The 4203-nt window shown below is 58.6% G+C and carries 2 protein-coding genes and 2 pseudogenes; 3 read left to right on the top strand and 1 reads right to left on the bottom strand.

What is annotated here, in order from left to right; genetic code table 11:
• Positions 1-204, top strand: a pseudogene (locus tag Q0X47_RS08425) (phosphatidylserine/phosphatidylglycerophosphate/cardiolipin synthase family protein); the annotation flags it as partial.
• A 125-nt stretch (positions 205-329) separates the two neighbouring features.
• Here the strand turns inward: Q0X47_RS08425 and ligA are convergent.
• Positions 330-2711, bottom strand: a complete 2382-nt coding sequence (ligA, locus tag Q0X47_RS08420) for an NAD-dependent DNA ligase LigA (RefSeq protein WP_297724996.1) — start codon at positions 2709-2711, stop codon at positions 330-332.
• A gap of 176 nt (positions 2712-2887) precedes the next feature.
• Here ligA and Q0X47_RS08415 point away from each other — a divergent pair, with 176 nt between their 5' ends.
• Positions 2888-3451 (top strand): DJ-1/PfpI family protein, encoded by a 564-nt coding sequence (locus Q0X47_RS08415; protein ID WP_297724994.1) that lies wholly within the window; start codon positions 2888-2890, stop codon positions 3449-3451.
• Positions 3452-3623: 172 nt separating this feature from the next.
• Positions 3624-4203 (top strand): annotated as a pseudogene (locus Q0X47_RS08410) (cell division protein FtsK); the annotation flags it as partial.

Genomic DNA, 4203 nt, shown 5'->3' with positions numbered 1-4203 from the left:
GCAAACATCGACCGCCTGTCCATGACCGGTAACTATGAAATTAATATGGAGATTTCTTCCGCCGACCTGGCCGACCAGATGGAACAGGTTTTTCTCAATGACCTCACCAACGCTCGGCAGCTAACTCTGGAGCAGTGGGAAGAACGGCCCATAGTCAATCGGGTTATTGAGCGTTTGCTACGCCCCCTGGGTTCGGTTTTGTAGAGCTGCGTTTTCGAGATTACGCCCACACACCAGCAATCCGCTGAGACTGTCCACAGTTAGCAACCCGCACCCAGAATCCAACTACCCACGAGGCAGCCCGAAACGTCGCCAAGCGGTGGATTTCATTAGTTTCTGGATATGCCCTTTTCCAGCAGGTTATCGAAGTCGGCAGACTCAATGACAGGGATGCCCAGCGCCTGGGCTTTCGCTAGTTTGGATCCGGCGCCGGCGCCGGCCACGACCAGGTCAGTTTTTTTCGATACCGAACTGGTCGCTTTCCCCCCGCGGGCCTCTACCGCTAACTGGGCGGATTCACGAGTGTAGCCGGGGACGTTTCCGGTTACGACTACCGTCAGGCCCTCCAGGGTTTGCGGCTCTTCTCGTTTGGCTCCGGTGTCTCTGTCTAAGTTGGCTCCCACACCGGCTTTCTCCCACGCATCCACGATTTCTTGATGCCACGGGACTGTGAACCAGTCGTGAATAGAGGCGGCGATGACCTCGCCTATTCCCTCAACTTCACCGAGCTGTTCCACGCTAGCGGCTCGGATAGCTGACATTGTGGCGAACTGTCGAGCTATGGTCCGTGCCGCGACCGGACCCAGATGCCGAATGGACAGGGCCACCAAAACCCGCCACAGTTCTTTTGACTTCGCGGCCCGTAACTGTTCAAAAAATGTCTGGACGACTTTCCCGGCCACGGGAGGTCCGAAGCGTTGCCCGGTTGCTTCCTGAGCGGCTTTCGGCAACGGTTTCGGTTTCGCCCAAAAGAACCGAACCTGTTGCCAATCCCGACCGGACGTGCCTGGCATCTCGCGCCACACCATTACGTCACGCAAATCCTCAGGCCGCAAAGCGAACAAACCCGCTTCTGAAGTCAGGACCGGAGACTGAACGGGGGGTAAAAGGTCCTCGATGGCTTCCAGGCCGAGTCCCTGACCAGGCCGAACAGCCACAACGGTTCCGTCCTCCAGCTCACAGCGTCCTCCCGCCGCGAGGGCAGCAGCCACGTCGGCGCGCCCGAACTCCGGCTGAGTCAGCGCTAGAGCGCCCTCCTCACCCAAACCTTCAATATCCAAAGCATTGCGCGAACCTACGTGAATGAGCCTCTCGGTGATCTGTGCCGGACACCCCGACTGATTGGGGCAGCGTAAGTCAATGTCACCTTCCTTTTGCGCTCCGAGCCTGGTCCCGCAGGAGGGGCAGGTATCGGGCATCACCCATTGGGGTAAACCCACTGGTCGAAAGGACATTACCGGCCCTAAAATTTCTGGAATAATGTCCCCCGCTTTACGCAACACGACGGTATCACCGGGACGCACATCTTTGCGGGCGACTTCTTTGGCATTGTGCAGCGTGGCGCGCGAAACGTAGGAGCCGTCAACCAAAACCCGCTCCATCACCCCGAAAGGTGTGACTCGTCCGGTGCGTCCCACCTGCACCTCTATACCCAGCAAACGGGTGTGGACCTCTTCGGGAGGGAACTTGTAAGCACACGCCCAACGTGGCGCCCGCGCCGTCGACCCCAGGGCGTCCCGTTGCGCAAAGCTGTCAACTTTCAGCACCACGCCGTCAATCTGATGGGCAAAATCGTGGCGATGCGCCGTCATCTGGTCTAAGACCGTGTGAATCTCAGCCAGGGAGCGCATTCCCGCCAGGGGTAGCCCCAATCTGGCGGGGGTTTCCCGCACGGAATGCAAACCCCACGATTCCAACAGCTCATAAAAGTCCTCTTGGGTCTCCAGATGCGCCGCCGCACCGGGGTCAGCCCAACGGACTTCCCCGACCCCGTGAGCTAAAAACGCGAGGGGACGCTTTGCCGCCTGTGCGGGATCTTTTTGTTTCAAAGAGCCGGTGGCGGCGTTGCGCGGATTGGCAAACAGTTTTTCTCCGTCCCGTTCGCGGGCCGCATTCATAGCGGCGAAATCCGCCAGCGGCAGGTACACTTCCCCGCGAATTTCCACCAGTTCCGGCACCTTTTCACCGCCAAGGCGCACCGGCACGGTGGCGATGGTTTTCACGTTCTCAGTCACATCCTCGCCGGTGAAGCCATCCCCGCGCGTAGCCCCGACCGCGAGCGCGCCGTGAAGATAGGTCAAACTCATGGCCAGCCCATCCACCTTGACCTCGGCGGAAACCGAGAAATCCTGACCCTCGAGGCTTTTGTCCACCCGCGCCCACCACGCATCAACCTCAACGTAAGAGAAAACGTCGTCGATGGAACCCATCTGTTGTAGGTGGCGATGCGGAGGAAACCCTTCCGTACTGGCCGTTTGCCCGCCGCCCCCGACCGTTTGCGTTGGAGAGTCCGGGGTCACCAGGTCGGGGTAGGCCGCCTCCAACAGCTGTAACTGTACGAACAGGGTATCGTATTCCGCATCACTCAGCCGGGTCACGCCGGTTTCGGAAGTTTCGTCGTAGTAGTCCGTGCGCGCCGCCTCGATTTGGTCCACCAGTTCAGCGTGTTGGGCTAAAGCAGCCTCAGGGATAGCGGTTTTTTTATTCACGATTCCATCTTAGGGCCAACCCGGAAGCGAAAAATCCGCAGTTTCGCCCCGGCGCTATTTGGGGAGAGTTTGTCGCGGTCGCGCTCGAAATTCGCTGGAACTAACATTCTGACCCCACCGCGAACCCTTCCCCCCGCTAAACTTGAAAATGAAACTGAATCCGATGGTTAGGAGACGAAATGGAAGCCAGTATTTTTGTGGCCGATGGCGTTGAGGAATGTGAAGCCCTGCTGGTCGTGGACTTGTTGCGACGCGGAGGCATCGAGATACAAACGGTGGCGGTCAACGATGCCGCTGGTGATGATGAAAAGGCGCGAACCATCGTGAGTTCGCACCGGGTTCCTTTGATTTGCGATGTTCACATCAACAGCTTCGCTCCTAGCGACGAACAAGTCCTGATTATTCCCGGCGGCAAACTCGGGGTGAACAATCTCAAGGCGTCAGCCAAACTGTCCCAAATCTTGCGTTCTCACCAGGGGAATCTGGCGGCGGTGTGCGCCGGCCCGACCGTATTGGGGGCGCTGGGTTTGCTCGACGGGCACAAAGCCACTGTCTATCCCGGTTTCCAAGACGGCTTGGGGAATGCCAGCTATACGGATACCGGTTTGATTCGTGACGGCCGGATTATCACCGCGCGGGCGCTGGGTTCCTCCATTGACTTTGCGTTGGCAATTATTACTCTGCTGCGTGATGAGGCTCAGGCGCAACAGGTCGCTGCCCAGATTTGCTACCAAACTCACTGATTTCCCTGGTTTAGGTTCCTCCGGTTACTATCCCGGTTCACCGGGTCAGAGCTGTACTCTACACAGGTTTTGCACAACCTTTTAGGGGTTATCAACAACTCCTCACCCACAGTTATCCACAGCTTGTGGATAACTGTTTGCGAAAATCGGCTGAGGTCCCTAACTTGGGGGTATGGAACATTTTTTGCAGCCACGAGCGGCTCTGTCTTCCCCACTGCTCTGGGTCGTCGCCACCGGACCCGATTCAGGCCAAGCTTTGCCTGCAATTCCAGGGATTCTTGGCAGACTGAGCGGACTGAGCGACCCGCAAGTTTCGCGTCAAAATCTGCACCTGGAGCCGTCGAAACAATCTCTGCGCGCCTTGCCGTTCCCCGGTTCGACCCCTGTGTACAAGATGTGGAAAACTTTGCCCTGGCCTCACCGGATACGTCGGGTCTGCCGTCTCAAGCCAGGAGCGCGCCTGAAACTTGGAGCCACCACTTTGCGCCTGAGCCGCCGCCCGTCCGACCTTCGTCTGGTTCCACCCCCAGCTCCGCGACAATTTGCGGGACGCACCGCTCTGTTCATGTTCCTGCCGCTGCTGCTCATGTTGGGTTTGGGGGCTTTCCTGGGGTGGCGCCTGCTGGTGATTGTGGGCATTGCCGGCGCGATTGCCCTGGTGGTGTTGATTCGACGGGCGTTGGCAGTACCGACCCCGGAGAAGCTGTGGCTCGCCGCTGCTGCTCCCCTAGTGACGCCCTCGCAAAAGGTCA

It is taken from the genome of uncultured Mobiluncus sp., from assembly GCF_947254095.1.
GTDB lineage: Bacteria > Actinomycetota > Actinomycetes > Actinomycetales > Actinomycetaceae > Mobiluncus.
Note: the sequence above shows the minus strand (reverse complement) of the source record. Positions and strands in the feature narration are given on the sequence as shown.

Coding starts and splice junctions, on each gene's coding strand:
- Q0X47_RS08415 (WP_297724994.1), top strand. CDS start 2,888: ATGGAAGCCAGTATTTTTGTGGCCGATGGCGTTGAGGAATGTGAAGCC.